We start from the raw sequence: 23,178 nt of genomic DNA on the forward strand, positions 1-23,178 counted from the left end.
CGTCACTTCCCCGGGGCGATGAAACGGTCGCGCGGTTCGCCGTGCAGGTGTCCCGGAGGGAGCCGTCTGCCGTACGCGACCAGGAGAAGGTCCTGCCCGGCGCCGGACAGGGGCGTACCGGTGCCGAAGGACCAGTCGAGGTCGTCGGCGCGGAGTCGGACACCGCTCAGGTCGGCTCCGAAGAACGAGAGGGACCTGGCATCGACGCGGTCCAGGAGGATGCGCACGCGGTCCTCCGGGACCCGGCGGCCGAGGCCCAGCGCGACCGTGATGTCCAGGCCGTGCACCACGTCGTGGCCCAGGGCCGCCTCGATCCCGCCGACCGGCGGTTTCCAGGGGTGGTCCGCGTTGTCCCGGAGGAACGCGGCGAGTTCCGACGTCCCATGGGCGGCGGCGTCCCTGCGGGCGCACAGGTCGGTCATCCTGTGGAGGCTGCCCCGCGCCCGGACCAGTTCGCGGGCCGTCCTGGGCAGCGAGTACCGGAACCCCATCGTCATGTGGGCCGCGACCTCCCGTACCCGCCAACCCCCGCACAGGCTCGGTGCATCCCACTGTTCGGCCGGCAAACCGTCGAGCACGGCCGCCAGTTCTCGTCGTTCGGCCGCGATCGCCGCTCTGACGTCCGCTGCTGGTCTCCGGTGCGACGTGTTCCCCATGGCTCAAGGCTCTCGGCGCCCGAACCATAAGTCCAAGAGTTTGTAAGTCTCACAACTAGAATGATCAGTTATGGACATTCGGCAGTTGCGGTACTTCGTCACGGTCGCCGAGGAAGCCAATTTCACCCGGGCCGCCACCCGCCTGCACCTGGCGCAGCCGGGGGTGAGCGCACAAGTCCGGCAGCTGGAAAGGGAACTCGGGCATCCGCTGTTCGACCGCTCCGGACGGACGGTGACCCTGACGGAGGTGGGCGAGGCCGTACTGCCGTACGCGCGTGCCGCGCTCGGCGCCGTCGAAGCGGTACGGCAGACCGCCGACGAGTTCACCGGCCTGCTGCGCGGGCGGGTCACGCTCGGCCTCGTGTCGGGCGCGGCCGGTGCGGCGGAGTTCGGTCTGGCCGCCGTACTGGCCGGCTTCCACGAGGACCATCCCCGGGTCGAGATCACCCTGACCGAGGACACCTCGGAGCGCATGCTTGCCGCGCTGGGTCGCGGGGAGCTCGACATCGCCGTGATCGGACTCGCGGACGAGGAGGCCCCGTCGGGCGTCTCCGTCCAGCTCCTGGTGGACGAACCCCTGGTCGCGGGCGTCGCTCCGGGCGATCCGGCGCTCGTGCCCCCGGACCGTACGACCATTCCGCTGGCCGAACTCCGCGACCGTCCGCTGATCAGTCTGCCGCGTGGCACGGGGCTGCGCGGGGTGCTCGACCGCGCGTGCGCGGAGGCGGCGTTCCGGCCCCGCATCGCCTTCGAGGCCGCCGCTCCGCCGTTCCTCGCACAGCTCGCCGCCCGTGGCCTCGGTGTGGCGGTGATCCCGGCCCTCTCCACCGACGCGGCGGCGGCCCTGGGCCTGCGGACACTGGAGATCATCGAGCCCCGGCTGCGCGGCCGGGTCGGGCTGGCCTGGCGGACGGACGGCCTCGCGGGCCCCGCGGCCACCGTCCTTCTGGACCTGCTGCGCACCGAACTCACCGCACCGGGCAGCCCGGACTGACGCACCGATACGGGCTGTAGCCTTTTCCGTCCAGATCTACGGGGCCCGATATTCCGGCCGTCGTTGTCTCGGATGCTCGGGGGCGGTTCGTGAGGGGGGGCGGAAAATCCGGTCGCCGACGACTTGATTTCACCCGGTCCGGGTCGAGATCCGGTACGCACAGGTTCACGTTTTGTCTGGATGTGGCGCAAGGTGTTGTAATTGCGTAATCCGCTTGCGGGTTGCTTTGATTTCCTCGTGCCCGCCGTGATTCTCCAGTGACACAAGGGGAGTTGACCCCTGATCCCCTGGATGGAATTCTCGCAGGTCGGCCGGTGTGGGAGCGGGTGTGAAGCCGTTCGCGACGGGAAGTTTAGTGATCATTTTCGTGATAGAGTATCAATGAATTCACTGGACGCCGCGACTAAAAGGGGAATGGCGTGAACACCGAGAAGGTTACGGCTCGACGTCTTACGGCCGAGGAGATTTCGGGCCTGGGTCCGCAGGATGGAATCTTCGTCTCGGCAGGGACGAGTGCCCTTCCTCTCGACTGCTACGCCCCGGCATTTCTTACGGGGCCGGGCAAGAATTTCGAGGGAGGGTCCTTCGTCGCGAGGACGGTTTTCGGTGAGGAGGTCCACGTCCTCCCGGACAACGCGGAAGAGGCCGGGATCTGGATCGCCGACAAGAACGGGGAGGAGATCGAGGTCCTCCAGAGCGCCGGGGTTCTCCTGAACCTCGCCCTCTTCGTGCCCAGCGGGGGCGGGGAGTCCCTGGAGGCGCTCTACTCCGCCGCGCGGGACGCGTTCGGCGCGGGGGTCGTCCAGCGCTGGAGCGAGGAAGTCGTCGCGGTGCCGGACGTCAAGATCGACCTGTACGAGGAGCCGGCCAAGGCCCGGAAGAACGCGAACGGCCAGAACCGCGACCGCCGCGCCCTGGACATCTACCCCACCCGGGTGCGGTTCCTGGAGCCCAGCGAGGGCTGGAAGTTCGTCGTCGAGCCGCACAAGGAGATCGTCGACGACACCCCGACGATCTGACCCGACAGCGGCCCGGAGGCCACCCCGCTCGCAGGGGCCGCTCCCTCCGTGACGGCCCCAGGCAGACGCGCCAACCCGTCGGCCGCTGTCAGTAGTTCACCCAGACGCCCGGCCGGAGCATCCCGGCCGGGCGTTCTGCGTCGGCACCTCCGCCCGGAGCGGCTTCAGGACTTCAGGGCCCGGCGTGCGTGGTGCACCCCGGCCGACACGCCTCCGATGCCCACCGCCCCGAAGAACAGCATCCGCATCGCGGCCCCCGAGGCCCGGTCACCGTCATGCTCGATGTAGTCACCGATGAGCGTGCGCGTCACCACGAAGGACTGCCCGTCCTGGGCGTTCTTGGAATTCGCTTCCGCCCGGTCGTCGACGGTCCCGGTGCCGTGTTCCCGGAAGGTTCCCAGACAGACACGCATCTGCCCGCTCCGAGGGGCGGGACGCATTTCACAGCGCTCGACGCGCAGATCTCCGGTCGCCGTACCGTGGCCCCGGGCGGCCGCCCATTCGAGAGCGCCGAACGCCACGGCCGCACCGAGCATCCCCAGACCGACTGCGCAGTAGCCGAAGGCGTACAGGGCGCGCTGCCGTCGCGTCGGTGAATTGTCCACGAAGCGGTCGTCCATCACGTATGAGCCTTCCGGATTCGGCGAATGAGGAGGACGTCCCGGCTCGTGCCGCCCACTGCGGCGTGCGGTCACCCTCCTCACCAGGTCGTTCGGGCTGCGCACCTGCCGAAGCTAACAAGGCGGGGCAGGCCGGGTGCAGGGCCGAAGGTCATTCATCCGCCGTCCTCCCCGGCTTTCCCTGGCTTTCCCCGGCTCTCCGCGGTTCTCTGCGGGACGGGGGTGTGTCAGGCCAGGGCGAGCCGGTCCACGAGCAGCCCCACCCTCGTCTCGGCGTACTCGGGAGGCAGGCGGCCCGCACGGGTCAGGGTGGCCAGGCCGTGCAGGGCGGCCCAGAAGGTCTCGGTGAACGTCCCCGGTTCGACGCCGTCCCCGGAGACCTCGGCCAGGGTCTCCATCAGCGCGGCGAAGGCGTCCTTCAGCGGCTCGGGGGTGTCCTCCTGCGCGTACGCCAGACCGCCGTCGAGCTGGAACAAGGCGTCGTAGACCGCCGGGTGGCGGGCGGCGAAGTCGAGGTAGGCGCGGGCCAGGGCGGCGACCCGGGCTCGCGGACCGTCCTCGGCTGAGGTCGCGGCCCGCACCGCTGCGGCCAGTTCGGCCGCGCCCTCCAGGGCGACGGCGCCGATGATCTCCCGCTTGCCGCGGAAGTGGCTGTAGAGGACGGGCTGGCTGTACTCGATGCGCTCGGCGAGCCGACGCGTGGTGACCGCGTCCCAGCCCTGCTGCTCGGCGAGCTCGCGGGCCGTGGCCACGATGAGACGCTCGCGGGCCGCCCGTTCGCGCTCCTTGCGTTCCTGTACTGACATGACCTGATCCTAGCATCGCTAGACAATCGAGCGTTAGCAGTACTAGCGTTGCCCCATCACCTAGCGGCGCTAGAAAAGTGGGGGAATCGTCATGCTCAGCACACTCCAGGTCGTCACCACCGTCGTCGTCGGCCTGATGGTGGGGGTGGAGTTCTCCGTCGCCTTCATCATGAGCCGCATCCTGAACGCCCTTCCCGAGGACAGCGCCCAGCTCGGCCACGCCCACGGCGGCCGCATGCTCGGCGCCCTGATGCCGTTCTGGTACATCGGCTCGCTCGTCCTCAGCGCGATCTGGGCCGCCGCCGGATGGCACCGCCCCGGCGCCGGACTCGTCGTCACCGCCGCCGGCCTGCTGATCCTCAGCGTGATCATGTCGATGCTGCTGCTCGTCCCGATCAACAACCGGGGCAAGACCTGGACCCCCGAGAACCGGCCCGCCGACTGGAAGCAGCAGCTGCACCGCTGGGAGCGCTACCACTACGTCCGCGTCGCCGTGATCGTCGCCGCCTTCGCCCTGCTGGTCACCGCCCTCGTCTGACAGCAACACAGCACCGCCGCCGACCAGGTCCACAACGTCCCGCAAGGAGAAGAACCATGTCCCTGAAGAAGATCAACACCGTCCTGGCAGCTGCCTTCATCCTCTTCATCCTCTGGTTCGGGACGGAGTACATCCTGAGCCCGGAGACGACGGCGCCGAGCTTCGGCCTGCCGAGCTGGCCGTCCGGCGACGGGGGCGGCTTCCTGATCGTCAAGGGCGTCCGCGACGTCGTCCTGGCCCTGGTCCTGGCCGTCCTGCTGGTGACGGGCCACCGCCGGGCGCTGGGCTGGGCGCTGCTGGTCGAGTCCCTGGCCGCTTACGGGGACATGGCCAACGTGCTGGCCCACGACGGCTCCATGGCCATGGCGCTCGGCGTCCACTGCCTGACCGCCACGCTGATGGTGGTCAACGGCCTCCTGCTCATACGCGAGACCCGCAGCGCCCCGGCCTCCCTGCCGACGCCGGCCCCGCAGCACGCCTGAGGACCGGAGAACGAACAAGGCCCTGGTCCCGGGGACCAGGGCCTTCGTCATGGAGCGGGTGACGAGAACCGAACTCGCGCTCCGAGCAGGGGAGTCACCCCCGAACCTCGGCCAGACAACGGCCTCTGACCCGGAGTGGCAGTCGAGTGCGGCCGTTCACTCACGGTCTCGGTGAAGCCTCTGGTGGCAACTGATTGCCGACGCCACTGGCACGTTGTCGCACGGCACCGTCGCGCTGAGTCGCGGGAAACGGTCGGTCTTGCCGGGGAACCGGGTGCTGGTCCACCTGGATGGCGGCTCCTCGGAGCGGGACGGGGCGGGTGGGCCCGTTGAGCCCGATGAGCCTTCCCGGGCTTACGGGCTCTGGACCCCGGGCTCCGGCCCCGGTCAGGCGGGCGGGCTGATCAGCGCAGTCCGGCGAAGAGATCGTTCTCGGGTACGGCCGCGCCGGTGGAGTCCTTGACGCGTACGAAGGTCTCCGTGCCCATCAGCTCGCCGAACCGCTCCTTGCCCATCTTGAGGAAGAAGATGTTCTCGCCCTGGCTGGCGTGCGCGGCCAGCGCGTCGAACTTCTGACCGCTGAACGCGGTGGTGTCCACCCATGTGGTGATCTCGTCGTCGGGGAGGCCGATCTCGGCCATCGCGGCGGCCTCGGCGGGATCCGGCTCCGGCATGTCCTCATGGAACTCGCGCATGGTCTCCCCGAACCGCTGCATCGCCGAGCGGGGCATCGTCGTCCAGTACACCTTCGGTGTCAGCGCGGTCATCTCCAGCGCCGCCATCGTGATGCGGTTGGCCTGGATGTGGTCGGGGTGGCCGTAGAAGCCGTTCTCGTCATAGGTGACGACCACATCGGGCCGGTAGTGCCGCATGAGCTCCGCAAGCCGGGCTGCGCCTTCCTCCACGGGGGTCTGCCAGAAGGACCCGGGGGCGTCGTTGCTCGGCCAGCCGATCATCCCGGAGTCGGCATAGCCGAGCATCTCCAGATCGCTGATCTTCAGGACGTCACGGCTCTTCTCAAGTTCTTGACGGCGTATCAAGGCAATGGCCGCCGGGTCGTGCCCGGCGTCGCCCGGTTTGACGCCTCCCGGTCCGTCACCGCAGCCGCCGTCGGTACATGTCACGAGAACCGTGCGGATGCCTTCCGCCGCGTACCGCGCGAGGACCCCTCCGGTACTGGTGGCCTCGTCGTCGGGGTGGGCGTGTACTGCCATGAGCGTCAAGGGCCGGTCGATCATGAAACAGTCCTCCTGTAGAAGTACGTCGTGCTCCGAGCGCGCGACGGGCGTGGCGCGAATCCTGGGGCCCGGATCCCGGTGGGGCGGACGGCCTTGTGGTTTCCACGCTTCCCGCCCGAGCGGCGCCGTCCCCCCGTCGATGCAACCGTGCCGGCCGGTCCGGCTGTTCCCGGCGCGGCCACCCAGCAGGCGTCGGCGTCTCACCGCGAAACGAGGTACGGACGCGACCGCCGGTGCCCGGCGGACGCGCCGCCTCAGTCCTCGGTCGGCGGCTTTGCCGCTTCGGCGGCGCGGCGGTACTCGGCGTTGATGCGTTGTGCCTCTTCGAGCTGGTCTTCCAGGACGACGATGCGACAGGCGGACTCGATGGACGTGCCCTGGTCGACCAGTTCGCGGGCGCGGGCGGCGATGCGCAGTTGGTAGCGGGAGTAGCGGCGGTGTCCGCCCTCCGAGCGCAGGGGGGTGATCAGACGGGCTTCGCCGATGGCGCGGAGGAAGCCCTGGGTCGTGCCGAGCATCTCGGCGGCCCGGCCCATCGTGTAGGCGGGGTAGTCGTCGTCGTCAAGTCGGCCGTACGAATCGGCTGCTGTCACTTGCACCTCTCCTGTGGAACGCATGGAGGGGCCCTGGCGCCGTACGGCACCAGGGCCCCGAAGGAACTACTACACCACCTGCCGGTCCTGATACCGCTACTGCACCGGCATCCTGTGTCCGCGGACCCGACCTGGCCGCTGTCGGGACTGCGGGGATCGCGACTGCCCGACCGGGGACCACCTCACTGCCGATGCCCCGCGGTACCCGGGCGCATGGCTCCGGGCCGGGCGATCCCGATGGCGCGGGCTCCTCCGTTCTTCCCTCGGTGGTCAACTACCTACCATGGGGCACCCCGCGTACGGCCGCTGACGCGAACCGCTCGGCAGCCGGTGGCGGCGCCGCTCCGGCGGGCAGCCGGATCCGTGGTCTTCCTGCGTCCGCTCCGGCTTCGAGACTCCACCGCCGTTCAGCCGAACGATCAGGCGGTCGGAGAGTCGGTCGGGACGCCGAGCATCGCGGAGGCGCGCTGGTGCGGGCTGAGGGCGCGGGCGGGCGCGGTGGCCTGGGGGAGGCCGTGGCAGGTGAAGCCGAGCTTGGTCATGGCCCGGACGACTTCGTCGGCACTGAAGTCGCGGCGGTCCTGGCGGGTGATGACCTGGCCGACCTGCTTGACCGGGTAGGTGCGGCGGCCGATGGTCACGGACTCGCCGACGACCTCCTCGGGCTTGATGTCCTTCATGGAGTCCAGGACGCCGTTCCTGGTGAGTTCGAACGGGAAGCGGGCGATGACACAGCGCACGATGCCTCACAGGGATCACAGAGAAGGGAAGGAGTTTGTTCCGCCGGGCGGGACGGTTCAGAGGGCCAGGGCGGGGACGCCCGATGCGCCGACCTGCTCGTCCACGGCGGACGGGGGAGCGGACCGGCGGTGGTGCGTGGCGTGCTCGGCCACCATGGTGGCGGGCGAGGTGTGCGGCCCGCGGTCGCCGAGGATGTCGCGCAGCTGGAGCCGGTCCGTGTAGGCGGGGCTGTCGCGGACGGTGGTGAGCCGGGCCCGGGTGACCAGTCCGGTGCACAGACCGTCGTTGTCGCAGACCCTCAGGTGTCCGGTCCTGTCGCTGGCCATGACGGACAGGGCCACCTCGACGGTCATGCCGTCGCAGACCTGCGGCCCGGCCGTGGTCATGGTGTCGAACACCGACTCGGACACGGGGGTGGCGTTCAACGAGGGGGGCTGCAGCTGGATCAGTGTCATGACGTACCTCCTGCGGAGACGGGTCAGCTTCCGGATCACGCGGTGTTCAGGCCGCCGCGTCGAAGGCGGGGTTCCGCCCGTTCGCGCGCCGGGCAGTCGCAGCGGGGCTGCGTCGGCCCCGGGAGGCCGTGCCGCGCTTGCGCCGCTCGGGTGTCGGCGCGGTGATCGTCACGGGGATGCCGGAGGGGGTCCGGGCGCCGGTGATCCGGCGGAGTGCCTCCTCGCCCGAGCGGACCTGGGTGGCCCGGGGCACGATGCCGGCGGCCGCCATGAGGCGCGTCATGGCGCGGCGCTGGTTGTTGGTGACCAGGGTGACGACACTGCCGGACTCGCCGGCCCGCGCGGTACGGCCGCCGCGGTGGAGGTAGTCCTTGTGGTCGGTCGGCGGGTCCACGTTCACGACGAGGTCGAGATGGTCGACGTGGATGCCGCGCGCCGCGACGTTCGTCGCGACCAGGACGGTCACGTGCCCCGACTTGAACTGGGCGAGGGTGCGGGTGCGCTGCGGCTGTGACTTGCCTCCGTGCAGGGCGGCGGCCCGGACACCGCTGGCGAGGAGGTCCTCGGTGAGGCGGTCGACGGCGTGCTTGGTGTCCAGGAACATGATCACCCGCCCGTCGCGCGCCGCGATCTCCGTCGTCAACCGGTGCTTGTCGGCACCGTGCACGTGCAGGATGTGATGCTCCATCGTCGTGACCGCACCCTGGGAGGGATCCACGGAGTGGACGACGGGGTCGGCGAGGTAGCGGCGGACCAGAAGGTCGACGTTGCGGTCCAGGGTCGCGGAGAACAGCATGCGCTGGCCCTCGGGGCGGACCTGGTTCAGGAGCGCGGTGACCTGCGGCATGAAGCCCATGTCGGCCATCTGGTCGGCCTCGTCCAGGACGGTGATCGCGACCTGGTTCAGCCGGCAGTCGCCGCGGTCGATGAGGTCCTTGAGGCGACCGGGGGTGGCCACGACGACTTCGGCGCCGCCCCGCAGCGCAGTCGCCTGCCGGCCGATCGACATCCCGCCGACGACGGTGGCCAGACGCAGCTTCACAGCGCGGGCGTAGGGGGTGAGGGCATCGGTGACCTGCTGGGCGAGCTCCCGGGTGGGTACCAGAACCAGGGCCAGCGGCTGACGGGGCTCGGCGCGCTGTCCGGCGGTACGGGCCAGCAGGGCCAGGCCGAAAGCGAGGGTCTTGCCGGAGCCGGTCCGGCCCCGGCCCAGAACGTCGCGACCCGCCAGAGAGTTCGGCAGCGTCGCGCCCTGGATCGGGAACGGCACGGTCACGCCCTGCGCGGTGAGGGTGGTCAGCAGGCTCCTCGGCATGTCGAGGTCGCTGAACACGTCGACCGCGGGCAGCGCCGGAGTGGTCGTCTCCGGCAGGGCGAACTCTCCCTGCATCGGGGCGGGCAGCCGGCCGCCCGAACGGTTCGGACCTGCCGAACGGTTCGGACCTGCCGAACGATTCGGGGTGGACGAACCGAAGCGACTGCCCCGAATCGAACCAGCGGTGGAGTCGTACCCGTGGCCGCCGTTGCGGCGGGCCCGGGAGGAACGGCTGTTCGTGCTTGTGGGGTTCATGAAGAACCTTCCTTGATGCGGCACGTATCAAGGAATTCCCGGCGTAAGAGCGGCGTCGGAATCACAGGCACGGACCGAATGGAATGCGAACGCGATTCACGGGAAATCCGTGTCGACGTACGCAAAAAAGGAGGATGGCGTGCGAAAAGCGAATCCGGTGCATCGCCGGGCGCTTCTCCGAGGGATGCGCGCCCGGTGACAGCGTGCTCCGGAAACGCGTGCAGCTGGGGCCCGCACCCCGAGGGATGCGGGCCCCAGCTACGAAATGCGCGTCAGCGTCAGGCGGAAACGATGTTCTCGGCCGTCGGGCCCTTCTGGCCCTGCGCGATGTCGAAGCTGACCTTCTGGCCTTCCTGCAGCTCGCGGAAGCCCTGGGCGGCGATGTTCGAGAAGTGGGCAAACACGTCAGGACCGCCACCGTCCTGCTCGATGAAGCCGAAACCCTTTTCCGCGTTGAACCACTTCACGGTGCCAGTAGCCATGTCATTTCTCCTCTGGGCAGTACATCGGGATCCGCACTGTGCGGAAACCGTGTCGCCGCGATGATGCCCAGCCCGGAAAATGACCGGAAATACAGAACACTTCCTCGCGACCCGAAGGCCGACCGGAGGCGCTTGAGTTTTTGGGTACCAAAACTGCAACCGATTCCGACAGTAGCACGCTGGGGTGGATTTTGCGTGCCATGTCTATTTCCCGTGTGCGCTGCGGCAGGAACTCTCCCGGTAAGGGATGCCAAAATCTGAGGCCGCCGACACAGGTATTCATTCACCTCGGGCACGTCGCTGCCGGACAGGAGAATGCTGCGTGCCATGAGCATGCCGCGCATGGACCTCCCCGATCGCGGTTGCCGCACGGCCGGCTACCGGGTCGCGACCATGCGAGCAGGCCCCATGCCTGTGGCAGGCGAGCGCGACGGAATCGGATTGCTGGGGACCAGAGTTCAAAGGCTGGGCGGCACCGCCAGGAGCAACAGGTGCCCAGATGCACAGGTGCCGAGCCTTCCGTACTGCGCAGCTCGTCGTAGGTCTCGACGTCCAGGCCGAAGCTGTACCCGCCCCGGACGACCCGCGGGCTCGGGGCGCACTTGAACTGAACTCCTGACCGGCACGCAGGGGGTACGCACCGGGCACTCGGGCTGGGACGCGGACGGTCGGCCGAAAAGCTGAGCAGGACCGGCCGCGCCCGGTACGGCGGCAGGGCCGGAACCGCGCGTCCTGGTTCTGGCCCTGCCCCGTGCGGTGCCCACCTGCGGCGGCGGTGCGTCAGCTCTGCGCGATGCCATCGCCCGTCTGCCCGGCGCCCTCGGCCGCCTCGGCCTTCTCGCGCATCTTGCGCACCAGCTCCGCCTTCCGGTCGGCGGCACCCTGGCGGTCGAGGTTGCGGTGCGGACCGTTGTTCTGCCGTTCGGCGCGGGACAGCCTCTTGCGCTGGCCGCCGCCCATGCCCACGGGGTTGTTGATGTTCTTGCTCACGGTCATGGGTTCTCCCGGAATGATGTGAAGTGGTCTAGGCATTCAACAGTGAGGGACGGACCCGGCGACACCGAGCGACGTCAGCAGGGGCCCGGTCCGGGCAACAAACAAGGCCCTGGTCCTCGGCGCACCATGCGTGATCGTTCAGGCGGGCGGCGCCCCTCGCAGATGACGCATGAGCTGCTCAAGTGCGTACCAGCTCTCGGCGGACTCTCCGTCGCCGAGCGGGTAGTAGAAGCCGGGCCGGGCGTTCGGGCCCAATCGCACCGCGTGTTCCTTGAGCGGTGTCCTGCTCGCGGTGTCGCGTCCTGCTTCCCGGACCTCCGCGGGGCCCAGCACGAAGGCGTAGGGCAGTGGTGGGTCTTCGAAGTGGGGTGGGGCGCTCAGGTCTTGGCGTGCTGCACGGAGTTGGCACAGCATGGTTTTCAGTCCGTGCCGGGTCACGAGTTCGTCGGCCAGTTCCGGCAGCGCTTCCAGGGGCGGCTTCTCATCGGGGCCGTAGCCGATGGTGAGGGTGATGTCCTCCTCTACGCCCTCCGGGGTGCGGATCACGCGCAGGGTGGCGACGGAGGGCCGGTTCGGGACACCGACGACCACCGTCCAGGTGGGCCGTGGGGCACGTTCGTACGCCAACTCGGTCAGCTGCCGTCTCGACCAGGCCAGACCGGCCGGCTCCGATGTTCCCCAGCTGGCCGGCGGGCCACCGGCCAACGCTTGCCAGGCGGTTTCCAGCGCGCCGCCGAGAACAAGGTCCGCCCTGGGAGGGTGCAGGGTCCGGAAGGAAACCACGAGCTGACGCTCGCCGCTGGGCCGAACCTCTACGAAGGCCTCTGCCACTGGAGTTTCACCGCTTTCGTCCCGAACCGGGGAGAAGGCGTCGTCCTGCCAGCGCAGTACAGCGCCGGTCAGCCCGTCGTAATAGCCGCACCGCTCGTCCTGCACCACCCAGCGCGAGGGTGCGGACTGCAGCAGCATGCGGGTGGGCAGGGAGAGACGGCAGTGCGATGGGGTGACGATCTGCAGGCATCGGTCGCTGTCCACGGTGGCCCGCAGCGCCTCGGAAAGCCAGCTCGTCATGGGGACGACCGGTCGGTCCTGGAGAACAACGGCAGCCGTGTCGGTAAGCATGTCGACGGCTGGCTGGGCGGCAGCAGGCGCTGGTACCGCAGTGATGCCCGAAACATCGACCGGGCTGGCCGCACCGACGGTGCCGGGGGCATCCGGCGGCCAGACCCTGCCGCCCAGGAGCATGGTCAGCCGGGCTGCGAAGGCACCCGCGAGCTGTTCGGCCTGAGGAACGCCTGCGGCGGCACGTGCCTCGACCCACCACGTCGGGCCGTCGCCGGACGGCTCGATGCCGGGCCCCAGCAGCCGTGCCGCCTCACCCTGCACCTGGAGCTGCAGCGGCACCTCGATCGAGACGAGCGGCCGCCCCTCGGCATCACACAGTTGGAACACGGCACCCTCGCCGGCGGTCTCGACCACCAGGTCCGGGCCGCCCGCGAGCAGCCCCGCCAGGACGCTCAGGGCATCCGGCACGCGCTCGGTGAGCGCGATCACGTCCTTGGTCATGCGATGTCCCCCAGGTTATGTGTGGTCGGCTGCCGTCCGCAAAGTCGAGCGTCGTCTGGATCAGCCGGGTCGCCCCGCCCCGGCGCCACGAGCGTGCTGTGCCCGGGCGGCGGTGTGCCCAGGCATACGCCGGGAACAGTACGAACGCGTGGTGGATTACGTCGTCGATGTCGTCCGTCGGTCGGCCGTCGAAATTTTTGCCGAGCAATTCACGCCAGCTGTTCAGGGCCGACTCCTCTGACTTCCCGGAGTTCGTTGCCCGCTGAGCCGCTCTTCCCCGAATCGAGGATGAGCGGCTCAGCGAAACCGGTCACACCGTGAAAGCCGTGGATTCCGGAGGGCGCCCGCTCTACTGCTGGGGGCTACCCGGAGCGGTCACCTCGACCTGCCCACCCCGCTCGCTGATCCACGCCTCGAGCTCCGCACCGGCCAGTTCCCGGGAGGATTCGCCGCTGAAGACCGTGATCGGCCCGAAAACGGTACCTGTCAGGCCACGCACCACCGTAGTGTCGTCGACTGTGACCTTGAAGGTGTTCTGGAACAAGACCGCGTTGGTCAGGTCCGCTCCCCTCATATCGACGCCGAAGAGCGAGGCCCCCATGATCTGCGCTCCTCTGAAGCTCGCTCCCGACGCGTCGACCCCTTGCAGCGAAGCTTTGATCATGTCGGCACCGTCGAGCCGCGCCGAACGGAGCAAGGCCCCGTCAAGATTCGCCCTGACGAGGTCGGCGCCAGTCAGATCCGCGCCGGTGAGGTCCGCTGACTGAAGGTCGGCGCGGTAGAAAATCGCTCCCGCGAGCCGCACACCCGCCAGGACCGCCTGGGTGAACCACGAGTTCGAGAAGTCTCCGCCCGACAGGTCCGCACCTCGGAAGTCGTGCCCGACGCCGAAAAGGCTGTAGCCCTCCTCCGTAAGCCATTCCTGCAACTGACGCGTCGCCTCAGGATCGGCTGGGAGCGTCTTCGGCTCCCAGTCCTTATGGGTACCAGATGACATGATCTCCCCAGCCATGGCTTTCAACAATGCCCTTGATGCTGTCGATCGCCGCTTGATCCGCGTTCCGAACGTCGACAATGACTACGCGATGTTTTTCGACAATCTGCTCCGTGAATGTATTCACCCAGGTCTGAGCATGTCTAGCCGGGTTGTATGCGTTCGGGAACGGCTGGGCGAGCATGGCCGGATTACGCACATTGTTGAACGGAGGCCAGAATGAATGGACGCCCTTGATGTCATAGTACTTACCGGTGGTTTCGGAGTAGAACTCTCCCCTGTCGGCTAGCTCCGGACGGCGGATATCCCCCGGGAGGCGCCCGCTCTCCCGGAGGTCGAGACCGACCCGGGCCTCATCCATCGATTTGTCATCGATCTGATTCCTGTGATCCGGGTCGTGCTTCAGGTGATCGAATTCTTCCGGAGACCGCTTCGCCACTTCTTCCAGGTGACCCCAGTGCGCCGCCTTTTCCTCCGCCGTCAACTCCGGAATCGGCTCGTTCACACGATCGCCGGGCGTGTGCTTCTCCACCTGACCATCGGCACCGTCACCGGATCCGCGATCGGCGGAACCGGGCGCAGGGTTGTCACCGCCCGCGTCGCTGCTGTGGGCTCCGTCGCCGCCATGGGTGTGCTCCGAGTGGCCGCCCGCGCCCGTACCCGGGGTTTCGCCATGACCACCGCCGCGGGAAGTCGTGTACGAACCTGCGGCGCTGTCCGAGCCTCGACCGGTCGTCGGGTGGTCCGCGGCGTGGCCGGCCGTGGACGGCGTGTGGTGTGTGCCACCGCCATCCGTCAGGTGGGAACCACCGCCCGGGTGCGCCGAGCCGGTCGGGTGGCCCGCCGTGTTCTCGGCGCGGCCGGGTCCGCCCGCGCCCTTGAGTACCTTCTCCTCGCCGGGGGTGGTCTCGTGCGTGTTGGGCAGGTCGTCCTTGTGCGGCTCCCGAACGGGTTGGGTATCGGGAACGACATTGCCGTGTTCGTCCCTGATGTGCGCGTCATTGCCGATGACGCGCTTGTTGCCCGCGTGGTCGACGTATTCATGGCCGGGGGGCGCGTTGCGGGCCATGTCGTCGATACCGGCCTGGCTGGCCTTCAGGCCCTCCATGAAGTCGCCGACCTTCAGCTTGGTGACACCCGCCGCCCTGCCGAGGTAACTCATCGGATCGACGAGCGCGCCCGCCTTGCCCAGCGCAGTCACGGTCTCCGCGCCCACACCCAGCTTTCCGGCCTTGCCGAGCTTGAGCAACGAGCCCGAACCGAGCGTCGCACCGTTGAATAGCACCGCCCCGAACGCCCGCGAGGGATCCTTTTCCCACTCGTCCCATGCGACCAGCGACTTGCTGAAGTTGCGTAGGGCCGCTTTCTGCTTTTCGCGGTCGCTGTGGTCGACCGGGCCGAACATCTTGTCCATCGCCCAGTCGTAGGGAGTGATGAGGTAGGCGCTGACACCTCCGAAGGTATTGCCGATGCCCGACCAGGTGTTTTTGAAGTTGTCCCAGTCGAACACGTTGACCATGCTCCCCAGGCCTTTGAGGGTGCCCCCGACGCCATCGACGAAGAACCCCTTCAGCCCACCGCCGACGTGGTCCTTCGTCCACTCCCACGCAGCCTGTAGGCCCGTGTACTCACGCTCGTCGGCCGCCCCCCAGGGTGTTTCCTTGGCGTCCTTGACGTCGCTTTCCTTGAAGCCATACATGCCGGTCTTGTGTGACCCGTCATCAACAATGAAGCGCGTACCGCCCACCAATGAAGTGATCTTGTTGGCCGCATCACGCTCGACGCCCTGGAACGCCACCCATGTCGTGCCGACCTCATGGACAAGACGCGCGTTCTCGTCGATCTTGTCCTGGTCCTTCTGCCAGTCGTCGTCTTCTTTGTTCTCCGCGACGAATCTCTCCGCATCCTCGCGGAGCTGCTTCATCTTGTTCACCAGCGGACGGGCGGTCGACGCGAACTCGGTCAACGCACCACTGACGGACTCCAGCTTTTTCGCGAACTCATCCGCCTTATCCCGCACCGGGACGGTCGAGTTGAGCAACTCCTCCTGCTCGGGAGCGTCATAGACCGCGTCCAAGGCTTGGAAAGCATTGTGAGTGTCCTTGCCCGTACTGCGAATGCTGGAGGCAGTCGTCTTCAGTGAAGTCGCCTGCGTCTCCAAGGCATCCAGATCGCCCGTGAAGGTCGGTAGCTTCTCCAGATCAATCACTTCTTGAGACCCTTCAATTCTTCCGGCGTCGGAGCCTTGGAGTACTCCTTCTGCTTGTTCCTCGCCATCTCCAGATCGCCCTTGATGTACTCCTCAGTGGCCAGGCGCGCCCCGGTGATGGACTTCCCCGTCCGAACAGCAAGAAATTTTAATTCGCCGTTCGTATGTTCCTGGAATTCCTGTAACGCCTGAGCCACGGGGCCGAACGCGCCCCCCTTGGGAATTTCGGTCCCGCCCAGAACCATCGTCCCCGCACACGCCGCGGCGCCCAGCAAGCCCTCGCCGTACGACGTGAACTCTTCTTCGAACTCGCCGCCGACCTCTGCTGTCCTGCTCAGGACTCCACGAACGCCATCCGGCTTGATGTCCCACTTGGACATGGTCCCCCCGCTCCGTAAACGTCTCTTTCCAGTGTCCCGGCGTTCGCCGATGGCCTCGACGGCGGCCGTGGCCCTGACCGGCGCCTGGTGCGCTGTGCCGTCCTGCATCTCCGATGCCGAGCGCGCGATGATCAAGCGGGCCTCGGTCGCCACCCCGTGTGAGCCATCAGTGCCGTCAACACTGCTCGATCAAACCGAACTTCACGAGCTCGACACGGTCACTGTGTAGAGTCCCCCGCCCGATCGCCATGGCATGCATCGGTGCGACATGTCTATCAACAGCGCATTACCACATGCAAAGTGAATGACGGTACGTCCATACATCTTCTGCCAGGGCAGTGGGGTTCATCATGGAATCAGCCATCGATGTCATGCTTTTGCGGCAAAGCGCGACTGGGCTGCGCCAGATGAGCAGCAGGGCCCGGCAGAGGTGATATTGCAGTCGACTCGTCGGTGAGCCGGCCCGTGTCCTTGGCCAGGTCCTGTTGCGCGACCTTGGCGAGGGTTCGCGCTGGCGGCGACTGATGGGCTGCCCCCGCACCTACGGGCGATGCGCTCCGAGGGGCACATGGACTTGCGCTGGAGTGGTGACGGTGGCTGTCCTGACGATCCGCTTTCTGGCCATCCTCTGCACGGAATTCAAGGTGGATTCTCGACCGGTTCGCAGAGGAAGAGCCTGAGGCTTATGTTCGTGGTGAAGGAGGGAGTCTCGCGGCTCACGGGCCGGACCCTCTCCGCTCGGTCCAGCGCCACACTGCCGATCGGTACTCGGGCACGTACCGGCGGCCAGCTCGTGCGGGCTTGACGCACAACGGCGGCTCACTGGGCATCTGGCACGTGGCTTTGTCCATGAGGACGCGCAGCAGATGTTCACGACTTGGGGAGGCATCGGAGCCACCGAGAATTCGACCGCTGAATCCCCGAACCGGGAGGCGGCCTGGGCGTGTCAGCAGTCGCCCGTGTCCGGGGGCACAGGACGTGGCAGTGGCTGACGCCAGTCGCCCGACCTCGCGAGGAGGAACCGGCGGGCGAGAGAACGGATGTCGTCCCACGCCGGATCCGTGGTCAGGGCGTTGCCCCAGAGGCCGACGCGGCAGGCGGCGTCGATCTCGCCGAGGCGCCAGCCGATGGCCCGGAGATTACGCATGTCTTCGGGCTCGAAGGCTCCGCGCTCCGCGAGTTCTTCGGAGACACGGCAGAGCAGTTCCGCCTCTTCGACGACGTCCTTCGTTTCCAGTTCACGCTCGCCCAGCCAAGCAAGCTGATCTCGGGCCTCGGCTGCCAGGAGAGACATGAAGCGCAGCGTCCAGGTGCGCAGATGCGCCTCGCCAAGATGATTCACGGTTCCAGGATCGCACCCGGCCGCCGCAACCGTGTTCGATGGTGTGGAGAGCGCCATTGGCCGGCGCGGTGCTCGCGGATGTCGAGGAGCGGGCACCGCACCGCGATCGAACAGAGCCAGACGACAGTGTCTCCCGAAGGCGTGAACATCTGCGGTCCGTTCTCGGGCTCTGGCTCAGGTTCTGTGACGCGGCCACGCTGAGTGACGGCTGAGCTTCTCCGGGCAGTAGGTGAAGTCGCCCGAAAACTAGCCGTAGTCAAGGCCGTTGGGCTCACAGTTCGGGGCCGTGGAAGAGATTGTGCTCCGGTTGAAGGAGCTGTTGTTCCCGTCGATCACGGACGTTGCGGTGCTGTCGGTGGACGTGAGCATCGCAATAGTGCGGGTCGACGTGGAATGCACTGCGCATGGTGCCGCTTGCCCGGCGTGCGGGGTCTGGTCGAACCGGGTTCATGGTTCCTACCTGCGATTTCCCGCTGATGTGCCCAGCGTCGGGCGAAGCGTTCTTCTACAACTGAGGGTCCGCCGGTTCGCCTGCGGGAAATCGGGGTGCACCCGCCGCACTTTCGTCGAGCAGATACCCGGTCTGACCCGTCGGCACGGTCAGCGGACCGAGCGGCTGCGCATGATGCTGGCCGCGGGAGGTTTCGCCCTGGCGGGCCGTGCCGGCGCCCGCCTGAGTTCCGCGCTCGGGGTCTGTGTCAGCCGGAGCACCGTCCTGCGCCTGGTCGATGCCCTTCCCGAGCCGGAAGTGCCTGCCCCGCGTGTGGTCGGCGTTGACGAGTACGCCACCTGCAAGGGCCGCCACTACGGCACCGTTCTCGTCGATGTCGAGACCCGCCGCCCTGTCGACCTACTGCCCGACCGGGAGGCATCGAGCCTGGCGGCCTGGCTCGCCGATCGGCCCGGCGTCGAGATCGTGTGCCGGGACCGGGCTCCGTTCTTCGCCGAGGGCGCCACCGCCGGTGCACCGCAGGCCGTCCAGGTCGCGGACCGGTGGCATCTCTGGCACAACCTCAGCGAGGCCACCGAGCGGAGCGTCGCCCAGCACTGTCGCTGCCTCCGCGCTCTGGCCCCCACGCCCCCTGAACCCGGACCCGAACCCGAATCCGGGGCAGTTCCGACCGCGGACTCGTCCAGTTCTCCTTGGCCGCGCGGGCACCGATTCGCCGACCGGACCCGGGCCCGGCACGCCGCCGTCCATGCCCTGCTGACGGCGGGACACAGCCGGCGCTCGGTCCAGCGGCAGCTCGGGATGACCTACCGCACCGTCAAGCAGTTCGCCGACGCCGCGACACCGGAGGAGCTGTTCACGGGCCAGTGGCAGAACCGGCCCTCCGTCCTCGACGACTACAAGCCCTACCTGGACGACCGCTGGAACGAGGGCAGCGCCAACGCCTGGAAGCTGTGGGAGGAGATCGTGCCACTCGGCTACAAGGGCAGCTACCAGCGCGTGCGCGCCTACCTGCACGACAAGCGCACCTCACCGCGGCCGGTGACCGCCCGGCCGCCCTCGCCCCGGACCGTCGCCGGATGGATCCTCCGCCGCCCGGACACCCTCACCGAGACCGAGCAACTCCAGCTCAAGGCCGTCCGGACGCACTGCCCCGAACTCGACGCCCTCACGGGGCACGTCCGCTCCTTCGCGACCATGCTCACCGAGCGCCGGGGTGAGCGTCTGCCCGACTGGCTGCACGCCGTCTGGCAGGACGACCTGCCCAGCCTCCACACCCTTGTCGCGGGCATCGACCGCGACCGCGACGCTGTCGTCGCCGGACTGACCCTGCCCTGGAGCTCAGGTGTCGTGGAAGGGCACGTCAACCGAATCAAAATGCTCAAGCGCCAGATGTTCGGCCGGGCAGGCTTCGCCCTCCTGCGGAAGCGCGTCCTTATGTCCTGATCACCGACGACGGAGGAACTCGATGGCAGCGGCGCCAGCGGATGTGCAAGCCTTCCCGTCCCAGATGCCGACGGAGAAGACTTTGATGACCAGCGATGACGCCGTCGATCAGTTCAGACACATCGGGCATGAGAGGGCATTTGGCAGGCATGTCGGGTCGGACAGGCTCATTCAGGCAGGTCTGGACGCGCTGATAGCTGGGGTCGAGAGCCCGTCCTTGGCCATGCTGGCTGGACTCCTCCGGAGCGAAGAGCCCGAAGCGCCAGAGCTTTTCGACCAAGTACTGGAGGAGCTGGGACTGCTCTTCGACCCGCCCGCAGACCCCCGGGCCGCAAAGTGGGCAATGGCCTACTGGATCGCCGGTCAGATCGTCGACGGAACCCTGGATCCCACCGCCGGCACTCACCTCATCTGGGCAGACATCGCCTACGACCTCGGCTACCCCGAAGAGCTGAAACCCCTTGTGCACTGCGCGCACAACCTAGACGGCTGGGAGGAGAGCTGGGGAGTCTCCGTCGAGGAACTCAACGGAGAAGCGGTTGAGGCAGCGAAGCAGTTCCTCAGCAAGAGGTCTGTAGCCGAGGCGGGAGACTAGCCCGGGGTTCGTTCTCGCCATCGGGACGGTCAACCGCGAGGTGATCCGGTCACTCAACGTGGCCGCACCACAGAACCTGAGCCAGAGCCCGTTCTCGTGAACAGAGCCAGGCACGGATATGGCACGGAGCGGGTGACGAGAATCGAACTCGCGCTCTGAGTTTGGGAGGCACCCGGCACTTGAAGGGCCACATAGGGTCTGAGCTGTTGAAACGCTTGCTGTGGGCCTTGCGGCGAGGTGGTTCACCGCCCCCTTCTTGACCGCTGCTCACCGTCCCTCCTGGCGCGTAGCGGCACGTGCTGGACCCTGGTCGAGGGCCCGCTGCCCGGCTATGTCCCCCTCGGGGTGCCCCGGAGCGAGGAGCCGCCGCAGCGCCGTCGGTGTGTGACCGAGGTAGTGGCGCATGGTCCGGGTGAGGTGGGCCTGGTCGGAGAAGCCGAGGTCGGCGGCGAGGGTGGCGAGGCTTTCCTCGCCGGCGTCCAGACGGTCGAGGGCGCGGCCGACACGGACCCGGTTGCGGTAGCGGGTCAGGGAGACCCCCAGCACGCGGGTGAATGCGCGGCTCAGACGGTAGGGCGAGACGCCGAGGAGCTCCGCGAGCGGCAGCAGTCCCTCGGAGGCGGGGTGGGCCTCGCCGATCGCCTGCCGGGCCGCAGCGACGAGCGTCCCCTCGTCCCGGCCCGGGCGCATGCCGGTCGGTACGGCTCCGTCGACGGCATGTCCGACGGTGGTGGAGAGCAGCCCGAGGAGTTCCTCGGTCACCGCGTGGTCCACGTCGCCGGTGCGGGCGGACGCGAGGACGCGGCGGTGGGCCAGGTCGAGGCGGGCGTCCACGTACACGCTCTGCCGAGCCGGGCGGGCGTCCTCACCCGCCACGGCCCGCCACAGCGTGGGCGTCAGGCTGATCGAGGTGCACTCGTCGCCCCCGGCGGCCGGGTGCGCGAAACGCTCTTCCTCACCTGGCACACCGAGATAGCCCGTCGTCGGGTCGACCTCGGCCGGGGCGCCGGCCACCTTCCTGCGGAACCGGCCGCGCTGCACGAGCACCACCTGGTAGTCCTCGCGCACCTCCGCCTGCGACCAGTTGGTGTGGTCGTCCCGGCAGCTCACCGCAGTGATACGGAAGTCGGGCCGGGCGGCGAGGACGGTAGCGGTGAGCACTCTTCGACGCTACGCCGGGGGTCTGACATCGGCCCCGCCGCAAGGATCTTCAAGACCGGGACGGGGCCTGGCGAGCAAGCTGAGCGGCGTCGCACGTCATCCCGTACCACGCTCAAGGAGCCATCGTCATGTCCGTTCTCGCGCAGATCAGCACCGTGGTCATCGATTGTGGTGACCCGGTTCGGCTCGCCGAGTTCTACAGCAAGGTCACCGGCTGGGAGATCGCCTACAGCGGCGAGGACTACGCCTCCCTGGCCGGCGGGGAGCAGCCCGGCCTGGCGTTCGTACGCATCGAGGGCTACCAGGCCCCGCGCTGGCCTGACGATGCCAAGCACGCACACCTCGACTTCACGGTCACCGACCTGGAGGAGACGGTCGGCCGCATCCTCGCCCTCGGAGCGTCGAGGCCCGAGTTCCAGCCCGGCAAGGACCAGTGGGTCGTCCTCACGGATCCCGAGGGTCATCCGTTCTGCCTCACCACCGGCGCCTGACAGTTCCCCCGACAGGAGAAGGGCACATGGCTCATATCAAAAAGGAATTCCTGATCGACAACTCCCCGGAAAACATCTGGGAGGCCCTGCGCGAGGTCGGAGCCGTGCACCAGCGCCTGGTGCCGGGCTTCGTCACGGACACCCGCATGGAGGCGGACACCAGGATCGTGACCTTCGCGAACGGTGCGGTCGTGCACGAGCTGATCGTCGACATCGATGATGCGGCCCGCCGGGTGGCCTATGCGGTGGTCGGTGGCTCGATGGCGCCGAAGCACCATCACGCCTCGATGCAGGTCCTCGCCGACACCGAAGGGCGCAGCCGTTTCCTCTGGACGATCGACGTGACGCCGGATGAACTCGCCGTCCCCATCGACGAGATGGCTGAGCAAGGTGCGCGCATCATGAGAGAGACGCTGAAGGCCGCCCCGGCACCGGCAGGCAGGTAGGAACCTCGGGGCAGGTGGTGCAAAGGTGGTGCAAGGCACCTAGACAGACCTAGACAACGACTAATCCCCAGGTCCCTGACCTGGGGATTAGCGGAAGAGCGGGTGACGAGAATCGAACTCGCGCTCTGAGCTTGGGAATCACTCGATACTTCGACAGCAGATAGCCGTCTGGCCTGCGGGAATGATGACTCCTGGCCCTGCTCTGGCTGCCCTGGCGAACCCCGTGTTGTCCGCTGTTCACCGCCCTTACTGGCACGTTGTGGCACGGCCTTGATGGAAGCGCTGCACAACAGCACTCATGCCAGGTCCCGCTGTCTGGTCGAGCAGGCCGTCGCGGCCCTGAAGAGCCGGTGACCCCTGCGGAAGCTTCGCTGCAGCACCAACCGCATCACCGAGATCGTCCAAGCCGTACTCGACCTCCATCGCGTCTAGCGTGAGGGGGTAAGGCTCCTTGGCGGAGCAGATGCCGTCGGCGCAGCCAAGGGAGTTGCGCCAGGTGTTCATGGTCGTCGGTGCTGCTTGGCGAAGGCGTACGCAGGCGCGGATGCGGCGCCCGGTTCCGGGAAGGGCGGTCTTCTGCAGATCTCTGGCCAAGGGAGGCAGAGGTTCATCCGGATCACCGGTCGGGCGGCTCTGACAGGTAAGGGGCGATCGATAGGGAAGGGGCGATGCTGCCCCGCCTTCGTTGGTAGGTCGCCTTGGCCAGTTCAGCCAAAGCATGAAGCGGTGCCGCGCGGGGTTGTGACATCGCAGCCATGAGACTGACCAGACCTATCAACGGTACCGGCGTGTCTGCAGCCGCCTGGGTCGTAGGTGAGGGCCTTGGAGGGGCGCGTGATCGGCAGAAGGTGGGGCCGAGCGTGGGACCCCCTGAGCCGACTGTCATGAGGTCCCGGTCGACACGCCA

The 23,178-nt window shown here is 67.9% G+C and carries 24 protein-coding genes; 8 read left to right on the plus strand and 16 right to left on the minus strand.

Going from position 1 to position 23,178, the window contains the following annotated elements:
* Positions 1 to 2: 2 nt before the first annotated feature.
* The gene (locus ACIQGQ_RS10085) at positions 3 to 656 is read right to left on the minus strand and encodes a maleylpyruvate isomerase family mycothiol-dependent enzyme (RefSeq protein WP_402392995.1); all 654 of its coding nucleotides are present in this window, start codon (positions 654 to 656) and stop codon (positions 3 to 5) included.
* Positions 657 to 726: 70 nt separating this feature from the next.
* Here ACIQGQ_RS10085 and ACIQGQ_RS10090 point away from each other — a divergent pair, with 70 nt between their 5' ends.
* Both ACIQGQ_RS10090 and ACIQGQ_RS10095 read left to right on the plus strand, forming a co-directional pair.
* A complete protein-coding gene (locus tag ACIQGQ_RS10090) occupies positions 727 to 1,650 on the plus strand; it encodes a LysR family transcriptional regulator (RefSeq protein WP_402392997.1) in 924 nt (307 codons plus the stop codon).
* 419 nt (positions 1,651 to 2,069) lie between these two features.
* Complete coding sequence (locus ACIQGQ_RS10095; RefSeq protein ID WP_402393000.1) at positions 2,070 to 2,669, plus strand: hypothetical protein; 600 nt, start codon at positions 2,070 to 2,072, stop codon at positions 2,667 to 2,669.
* A 164-nt stretch (positions 2,670 to 2,833) separates the two neighbouring features.
* Here the strand turns inward: ACIQGQ_RS10095 and ACIQGQ_RS10100 are convergent, their stop codons facing one another.
* Together ACIQGQ_RS10100 and ACIQGQ_RS10105 are read right to left on the minus strand one after the other, a co-directional pair.
* Positions 2,834 to 3,289, minus strand: coding sequence for a hypothetical protein (locus ACIQGQ_RS10100; protein ID WP_402393002.1), 456 nt, complete (start codon positions 3,287 to 3,289; stop codon positions 2,834 to 2,836).
* A gap of 227 nt (positions 3,290 to 3,516) precedes the next feature.
* Positions 3,517 to 4,095 (minus strand): TetR/AcrR family transcriptional regulator, encoded by a 579-nt coding sequence (locus ACIQGQ_RS10105; protein WP_402393004.1) that lies wholly within the window; start codon positions 4,093 to 4,095, stop codon positions 3,517 to 3,519.
* A gap of 91 nt (positions 4,096 to 4,186) precedes the next feature.
* On the opposite strand from ACIQGQ_RS10105, the gene ACIQGQ_RS10110 reads away from it, so the two are divergent.
* Positions 4,187 to 4,633, plus strand: coding sequence for an anthrone oxygenase family protein (locus tag ACIQGQ_RS10110; protein ID WP_402393007.1), 447 nt, complete (start codon positions 4,187 to 4,189; stop codon positions 4,631 to 4,633).
* 56 nt (positions 4,634 to 4,689) lie between these two features.
* Complete coding sequence (locus ACIQGQ_RS10115) at positions 4,690 to 5,115, plus strand: DUF4267 domain-containing protein (RefSeq protein ID WP_402393010.1); 426 nt, start codon at positions 4,690 to 4,692, stop codon at positions 5,113 to 5,115.
* Positions 5,116 to 5,519: 404 nt separating this feature from the next.
* Here ACIQGQ_RS10115 and ACIQGQ_RS10120 read toward each other — a convergent pair whose 3' ends face one another.
* The 12 genes from ACIQGQ_RS10120 to ACIQGQ_RS10175 all read right to left on the minus strand — a co-directional run bounded on the left by ACIQGQ_RS10120 (position 5,520) and on the right by ACIQGQ_RS10175 (position 17,681).
* Positions 5,520 to 6,353, minus strand: a complete 834-nt coding sequence (locus ACIQGQ_RS10120) for a PIG-L family deacetylase (protein WP_402393013.1) — start codon at positions 6,351 to 6,353, stop codon at positions 5,520 to 5,522.
* 254 nt (positions 6,354 to 6,607) lie between these two features.
* A complete protein-coding gene (locus ACIQGQ_RS10125) occupies positions 6,608 to 6,946 on the minus strand; it encodes a MerR family transcriptional regulator (protein WP_402393016.1) in 339 nt (112 codons plus the stop codon).
* Positions 6,947 to 7,365: 419 nt separating this feature from the next.
* Entirely contained in the window at positions 7,366 to 7,686 is a 321-nt protein-coding gene (locus tag ACIQGQ_RS10130) for an SCO5918 family protein (protein WP_402393019.1), read from the minus strand.
* Positions 7,687 to 7,743: 57 nt separating this feature from the next.
* Positions 7,744 to 8,142 carry a hypothetical protein gene (locus ACIQGQ_RS10135; RefSeq protein WP_402393021.1) on the minus strand — a complete coding sequence of 133 codons (399 nt, stop codon included), beginning with the start codon at positions 8,140 to 8,142 and terminating at the stop codon, positions 7,744 to 7,746.
* Positions 8,143 to 8,188: 46 nt separating this feature from the next.
* Positions 8,189 to 9,712, minus strand: coding sequence for a DEAD/DEAH box helicase (locus ACIQGQ_RS10140; RefSeq protein ID WP_402393024.1), 1,524 nt, complete (start codon positions 9,710 to 9,712; stop codon positions 8,189 to 8,191).
* A 278-nt stretch (positions 9,713 to 9,990) separates the two neighbouring features.
* Positions 9,991 to 10,194, minus strand: a complete 204-nt coding sequence (locus ACIQGQ_RS10145) for a cold-shock protein (RefSeq protein ID WP_030323642.1) — start codon at positions 10,192 to 10,194, stop codon at positions 9,991 to 9,993.
* A gap of 780 nt (positions 10,195 to 10,974) precedes the next feature.
* Positions 10,975 to 11,190 (minus strand): DUF6243 family protein, encoded by a 216-nt coding sequence (locus ACIQGQ_RS10150; RefSeq protein ID WP_402393027.1) that lies wholly within the window; start codon positions 11,188 to 11,190, stop codon positions 10,975 to 10,977.
* A 138-nt stretch (positions 11,191 to 11,328) separates the two neighbouring features.
* A complete protein-coding gene (locus ACIQGQ_RS10155) occupies positions 11,329 to 12,756 on the minus strand; it encodes a DUF6177 family protein (protein WP_402393030.1) in 1,428 nt (475 codons plus the stop codon).
* A 349-nt stretch (positions 12,757 to 13,105) separates the two neighbouring features.
* On the minus strand, positions 13,106 to 13,768 hold the full coding sequence (locus tag ACIQGQ_RS10160; RefSeq protein WP_402393032.1) for a pentapeptide repeat-containing protein: 663 nt from the start codon (positions 13,766 to 13,768) through the stop codon (positions 13,106 to 13,108).
* Positions 13,734 to 15,959, minus strand: coding sequence for a hypothetical protein (locus tag ACIQGQ_RS10165; RefSeq protein ID WP_402393035.1), 2,226 nt, complete (start codon positions 15,957 to 15,959; stop codon positions 13,734 to 13,736). Before ACIQGQ_RS10165 ends, ACIQGQ_RS10160 begins: the two co-directional genes overlap by 35 nt.
* Positions 15,956 to 16,492 carry a DUF6507 family protein gene (locus ACIQGQ_RS10170; protein ID WP_402393037.1) on the minus strand — a complete coding sequence of 179 codons (537 nt, stop codon included), beginning with the start codon at positions 16,490 to 16,492 and terminating at the stop codon, positions 15,956 to 15,958. The genes ACIQGQ_RS10165 and ACIQGQ_RS10170 overlap by 4 nt, the downstream gene beginning before the upstream one ends.
* A gap of 793 nt (positions 16,493 to 17,285) precedes the next feature.
* The gene (locus tag ACIQGQ_RS10175) at positions 17,286 to 17,681 is read right to left on the minus strand and encodes a hypothetical protein (protein WP_402393039.1); all 396 of its coding nucleotides are present in this window, start codon (positions 17,679 to 17,681) and stop codon (positions 17,286 to 17,288) included.
* A gap of 388 nt (positions 17,682 to 18,069) precedes the next feature.
* Here ACIQGQ_RS10175 and ACIQGQ_RS10180 point away from each other — a divergent pair, with 388 nt between their 5' ends.
* The gene (locus ACIQGQ_RS10180) at positions 18,070 to 19,578 is read left to right on the plus strand and encodes an ISL3 family transposase (protein WP_402393440.1); all 1,509 of its coding nucleotides are present in this window, start codon (positions 18,070 to 18,072) and stop codon (positions 19,576 to 19,578) included.
* 85 nt (positions 19,579 to 19,663) lie between these two features.
* A complete protein-coding gene (locus ACIQGQ_RS10185; protein ID WP_402393042.1) occupies positions 19,664 to 20,173 on the plus strand; it encodes a hypothetical protein in 510 nt (169 codons plus the stop codon).
* A gap of 267 nt (positions 20,174 to 20,440) precedes the next feature.
* Here ACIQGQ_RS10185 and ACIQGQ_RS10190 read toward each other — a convergent pair whose 3' ends face one another.
* Positions 20,441 to 21,334 (minus strand): helix-turn-helix domain-containing protein, encoded by an 894-nt coding sequence (locus ACIQGQ_RS10190; protein ID WP_402393044.1) that lies wholly within the window; start codon positions 21,332 to 21,334, stop codon positions 20,441 to 20,443.
* A 128-nt stretch (positions 21,335 to 21,462) separates the two neighbouring features.
* Between ACIQGQ_RS10190 and ACIQGQ_RS10195 the strand changes: the two genes are divergently transcribed.
* Positions 21,463 to 21,825 carry a VOC family protein gene (locus ACIQGQ_RS10195; RefSeq protein ID WP_402393046.1) on the plus strand — a complete coding sequence of 121 codons (363 nt, stop codon included), beginning with the start codon at positions 21,463 to 21,465 and terminating at the stop codon, positions 21,823 to 21,825.
* Between the two features lie 26 nt (positions 21,826 to 21,851).
* Complete coding sequence (locus ACIQGQ_RS10200; RefSeq protein WP_402393049.1) at positions 21,852 to 22,271, plus strand: SRPBCC family protein; 420 nt, start codon at positions 21,852 to 21,854, stop codon at positions 22,269 to 22,271.
* The last annotated feature ends 907 nt before the right edge of the window (positions 22,272 to 23,178 follow it).

Source organism: Streptomyces sp. NPDC092952, assembly GCF_044754785.1.
Lineage (GTDB): Bacteria > Actinomycetota > Actinomycetes > Streptomycetales > Streptomycetaceae > Streptomyces.